Source organism: Flavobacteriales bacterium (assembly GCA_013214975.1).
In the GTDB taxonomy this organism is placed as follows: domain Bacteria; phylum Bacteroidota; class Bacteroidia; order DT-38; family DT-38; genus DT-38.
This window is the reverse complement of record JABSPR010000114.1, coordinates 1-5,114: the sequence shown is the minus strand read 5'-3', so window position 1 is coordinate 5,114 and position 5,114 is coordinate 1. Positions and strand designations below refer to the sequence as shown.

Sequence of the window (5,114 nt, the reverse complement as noted above, 5' to 3'; positions counted from 1 at the left end):
TAGAATGATTGACCGTGGTATCCCAAGACATGACTACGAATTAATGGGCGCTGAAGGAAATATTATCGGAAAGGTAACTTCTGGAACAATGTCTCCTACGCTTAAAGTAGGTATTGGAATGGGATATGTTCAAATCGATAATGCAGGAGTAGGAACGACTATTTATGTTAGTGTTAGAGATAAAATGCTGAAAGCAGAAGTTGTAAAACTTCCTTTTGTAATTTAGCGCGCTTAAAATCTTATTATGGCTGCTGAAGATAAAAAGAACTTAGAGGTGTGTTTTACACCAAAATTATTTCCTCTGTTTGTAACTACGGATTGCATTACTGTAGTTGTTGATGTATTAAGGGCTACTTCTGCCATTTGCACGGCCTTCGATAATGGGATAGAAAAAGTAATTCCGGTTGCGTCTGTTGACGAGGCAAAAGAGTATTTAGGTAGAGGCTATATTGTTGGGGCTGAAAGAGGAGGAGAAGTAGTTGAAGGCTTCGAATTCGGTAATTCACCGTACTCTTATATGAACGATTCTGTAAAAGGGCAAACGTTAGTTATCTCTACAACAAATGGTACAAGGGCTATTGAAGCGGCAAAGAATTCACATCAAATTGCGATGGGTTCATTCTTGAATTTGAATGCATTATCAGAATGGCTAGTGGAACAAAATAGACCTGTAGTGATTTTCTGTGCTGGTTATAGAGGTCGTTTTAACATGGAAGACACATTATTCGCTGGAGCATTATCTAGCTTGCTGTTAGAAGGTGGGAAATTTGATTCAGAATGTGATTCTACTATTGCTTCTCAATCTTTATATGATTCTGCGAAAGGGGATATGTATAAGTTTTTAGAAAACACTTCTCATAGAAACAGATTACATCGATTAAATCTTGAACAAGATGTTCGATACTGTTTAGAGTTAAATAAGGCTAATGTAGTACCTGTCTTAGTGGACGATGCACTAGTTAATATGATCTAGCCTATTCTCAATTTCGATTTCTTGCATTCTCACTTATTCCTATTCTCACTTATTTCGTTTTTCGCTTTTCCTAGTATTGGTTTTGGTTGGGGATTCTATGCCCATAGAGAAATTAATAAAATGGCTGTTTTTTCTCTGCCTCCCGAGATGGTTGGTTTTTATAAAGCCAATATAGATTATGTAGAAAGGCATGCAGTAGACGCGGACAAGAGAAGGTACTCAACCGATGGAGAAGCATGTAAACATTACATAGATATAGATTTCTACCACCCAACACATCCATTCGAGGTAATGCCAAGGAGGTGGGACGAGGCAGTTGAGAAGTTTACAGAGGATACGTTAATTGAATACGGTATACTGCCTTGGAATATCCAGCTATGTATTTATGCCCTTACCAATGCTTTTAAAGAAAAAAATGAAAGCAGTATCTTGTATTGGTCTGCCAATATTGGGCATTACGTTGCCGATTCTCATGTGCCGTTACATACTACGTTAAATTATAATGGTCAGTTAACTGGGCAGAGAGGTATACATGGACTCTGGGAAACGAGGATTCCTGAGATGCTAGCTAAAGATTATGATCTATTCGTGGGAAGAGCCAATTATTTTGATTCTCCTTTAAGCGCTTCCTGGGAAATTATTGAAGATAGTTTTCATGCGAAAGATTCTGTTCTCAATTTCGAGCGAGACTTAAGCAAAGTATTCGATCCTGATTTGAAATATGCTGTGATAAAACGTGGTAACAGCAATATAAGAACATATTCAGATGCTTTTGTAGAAGAGTATAATAGAATGCTTAATGGTATGGTGGAAAGGAGATTTAGACTGTCTGTTCTTAATGTCGCATGCTTCTGGTATTCGGCTTGGGTAAACGGAGGCCAACCTAATTTGTCTGAGTTTAGCGATAGAGAAATTGAGGAGGAAGAAGTCGCAGACAAAAAAAACAGTCCAGTTGAAACGAGACCTCATTCTCATTAGAAATAGCTTATTTTTATTATTCATCATCCATTCAAACAGTTATTATGATTAAAAGCTTACTCGGTTTACTATTAGTTGCAAGTTTGTTTCTTGTGTCGTGCGGAGATAAAAAGAAATCGGTTGAAGCCGATTTTAAGTTTTTAAGTGAGCGTTTTTCGGACTTAAAAGTTATTCGATACCAGATTCCTGGTTTTGATGAATTGTCTTTGAAAGAAAAGGAATTGTGTTACTATCTGTATCAAGCAGCATTAAGTGGTAGAGATATGGTTTTTGACCAGAAATTCAAACACAACCTATATGTAAGACGATCTTTAGAAGCTATCGTTGCTTCTTACCAAGGAGATAAAACGGTTTCTGACTTTGAGGATTTCATGGTATACACGAAACGATTTTGGTTCTCAAACGGTATTCATCATCATTATTCAACAGATAAACTAATACCTGATTTTAAGGAAGAGTATTTGGTAGAATTAATTGATGGTTCGGATCAATCTTTATTTCCGATTCGTGAAGGCAACACAATAGATTCGTTAAAGTACCATTTATCTCAAATTATTTTCGATCCAACAATAGGAGCCAAGGGAGTTAATCTAAAAGATAGTGTTGATTTAGTTCTTGAATCGGCAAATAATTTTTACGAAGGAGTAGATCAGGATGAAGTTGAAAATTACTACAAGAACATTACGGACACTGCAGATGAAACTCCTGTTTCTTATGGTTTGAATTCGAAATTAATGATCGTGGATGGTGAAATAACCGAGCGTGAATGGAAAGTGGGTGGTATGTACAACGATGCCATCGTGGAGATTGTATTGTGGTTGGAGAAAGCAAGTGTAGTTGCCGAAAATGAGCAGCAAAAAACAGTTATAGATAAACTAATTACTTATTACAGATCTGGTGATTTGAGAGATTTTGATGAGTATAACATGGAATGGGTAAAGGATACTGCCTCAAGAGTAGATTTTATCAATGGGTTTATCGAAGTATATGGTGATCCTTTAGGAATGAGAGGCTCGTTCGAGTCTGTAGTTTCTATTCGAGATATGGAGGCGACAAAAAGGATTAAAGCAATTAGTGATCAAGCACAATGGTTTGAAGATCATATGCCAATTTTGCCAGAACATCGTAAAGAGAATGTAAAAGGGATTTCTGCCAAAGTGATTACTGTTGTTGTTGAGGGAGGAGATTCTCATCCTACATCTGCAATTGGAATAAACCTGCCGAATTCAAGTTGGATTAGAGCCAATCATGGTTCTAAATCGGTAACGTTAGCTAATATTGTAGATGCTTATGATGGAGCAAAGAGCGAGTCTGCGAAAAGTGTAATCGGTGAGTTTGCCTACTCCAAAGAGGAGATAGCAAGATCAAAAGAGTTCTCGAGTATAGCACATTTTCTTCATGTCGATATGCATGAGGTTATTGGGCATGCTTCAGGCAAAATAATGGAAGGGAAGAATCCTAAAACAGCATTGAAAAGTTATTACTCTGCTTTAGAAGAAGCTCGTGCCGACTTGGTGGCTCTTTGTTTTGGATTTGATCAGAAGCTTATAGATCTAGGTATTATGCCTTCTGTGGAGGTAGGGAAAGTTGCTTATGACTGATACATAAGAGGAGGACTCCTAACTCAATTAACTAGAATTAAGCTCGGTGATGATATTGAAGAAGCGCACATGAGAAATAGACAATTGGTTGCTTCTTGGGCTTTTGAAATGGGGAAAGAGGATAACGTGATTGAAAGAAAATCTAAGGATGGTAAAACATATTTTGTGATTAATGATTACGAAAATCTGAATGACATTTTCAGAGAAGAGTTAAAGCAAATTCAAAAGTTAATCTCAGAAGCCGATGGGGAAGAAGGTAAGCGCTTAATTGAAACTTATGGCGTTAAGGTCGATAAAGAGTTGCATGCTGAAGTATTAGAACGATTCGAAAAACTGGGCATTGCACCTTATGGTGGCTTTATTAATCCAAAGCTATTGCCCGTAATTGATAACGGTAAAATTATTGACGTTAAAGTAGAATATCCAGATAGCTTCGAAGGGCAAATGATGTATTACGCGAAAGAGTATTCGTTCCTGCCAACTTACAACTAAGCGATTTCTTTTATTTTCCAAGCCATAATCTTTCGATCATCACCAGTTGTGATTAAGTAATCATTGTAATCAGACCATATTAGTTTATTTACAGAATAATTGTGTCCCCTTAGCTGTTTTAAGTCTATTCGCTGAAGGATATCGAAGGACGATGTATCCCATATTTTAACAGTTTTGTCTCGACTTGCTGTTGCCATAAATTTTCCGTCTGGACTAAAATCCAACGAATATATAGCATAGTTGTGTGCAGGGATAGACCGGACTTCCTTGTAATGATTATCCATGTCCCAAAACCGTAGATGAGCGTCTTTACCCCCCGAAATAAGAATTCTTTCCGTTGGATGATAGATAACACAATTCACAGCAGACTCATGGCCTTTTAATATGTCTTTTGCGATAAATGTTTTGGTATCATAAATTCGAATTGTTCCATCTCCGCATGCAAAGGCTACCTCTGTTTCATCCGAACTAAAATCAATACCCCTTATTTTTTCGAAACAGATCAAGATGTGTTTAACTAAACTAAAATCTTTCACATCCCACACCGAAATACTTCCGTCATTACATGCACAATAAAGCATACCGTTAACAGCCGAATACTTAAGATCGAAAATAATATCTTGATGATAGGTTAAATATTTGATCTCCTTTTTTGCTTTTAGATCAATAATATGGAGGCCTCCTTTGCCATGTCCAATAACCAATATATTCAGTTCTTTAAGGTGGCATAAAGAATAAACTTGTGTACCTAGTTTTACGGAAAATCCTTTTGCTATACTTTCTTGTAGGTCCCATTCGGCAACAACTTTATCCCCACCACCGCTAAAAATAGATTTCTCCGAATTTCCGGGAGAAAGGCAATATACAGAAGAGGCATGCCCAGTTAATTCAAAGGCCTTAGTAACTTTAATTTTCATAGTAAATCAACTAATCGTGCAAATTCTCGGTCGTTATCTGTAATCGTGTTTCCGGCAGAATGAGTTGTTAAGGAAATTGTAACGGTGTTATATACGTTAGACCATTCTGGATGATGGTTCATTTGTTCGGCAATTAAGGCAACGCGATTCATG

Annotated in this window: 5 protein-coding genes and 1 pseudogene; 4 read left to right on the top strand and 2 right to left on the bottom strand. The window is 37.1% G+C overall.

The genetic code is table 11. The features are described from left to right. The 4 genes and pseudogenes from HRT72_04460 to HRT72_04445 all read left to right on the top strand — a co-directional run. Positions 1–226 (top strand): glycine cleavage system aminomethyltransferase GcvT (locus HRT72_04460; GenBank protein NQY66959.1); only part of this gene is annotated, 226 nt, incomplete at its 5' end. A gap of 18 nt (positions 227–244) precedes the next feature. Continuing rightward, complete coding sequence (locus HRT72_04455) at positions 245–973, top strand: 2-phosphosulfolactate phosphatase (protein NQY66958.1); 729 nt, start codon at positions 245–247, stop codon at positions 971–973. Between the two features lie 21 nt (positions 974–994). Further along, positions 995–1,951 (top strand): S1/P1 Nuclease, encoded by a 957-nt coding sequence (locus tag HRT72_04450; GenBank protein NQY66957.1) that lies wholly within the window; start codon positions 995–997, stop codon positions 1,949–1,951. Between the two features lie 44 nt (positions 1,952–1,995). Continuing rightward, positions 1,996–4,044, top strand: a pseudogene (locus tag HRT72_04445) (dihydrofolate reductase). Here HRT72_04445 and HRT72_04440 read toward each other — a convergent pair. Both HRT72_04440 and HRT72_04435 read right to left on the bottom strand, forming a co-directional pair. Further along, on the bottom strand, positions 4,041–4,961 hold the full coding sequence (locus HRT72_04440; protein NQY66956.1) for a WD40 repeat domain-containing protein: 921 nt from the start codon (positions 4,959–4,961) through the stop codon (positions 4,041–4,043). The pseudogene HRT72_04445 and the gene HRT72_04440 sit on opposite strands and share 4 nt — an antisense overlap. Next, on the bottom strand, positions 4,958–5,114 hold a 157-nt coding region (locus HRT72_04435), incomplete at its 5' end, for a 4a-hydroxytetrahydrobiopterin dehydratase (protein ID NQY66955.1). The genes HRT72_04435 and HRT72_04440, both read right to left, overlap by 4 nt.

Bases quoted from the DNA above. Each gene is read 5' to 3' on its own strand.
- HRT72_04455 (NQY66958.1), top strand. From the start codon at position 245: ATGGCTGCTGAAGATAAAAAGAACTTAGAGGTGTGTTTTACACCAAAA.
- HRT72_04440 (NQY66956.1), bottom strand. From the start codon at position 4,961: ATGAAAATTAAAGTTACTAAGGCCTTTGAATTAACTGGGCATGCCTCT.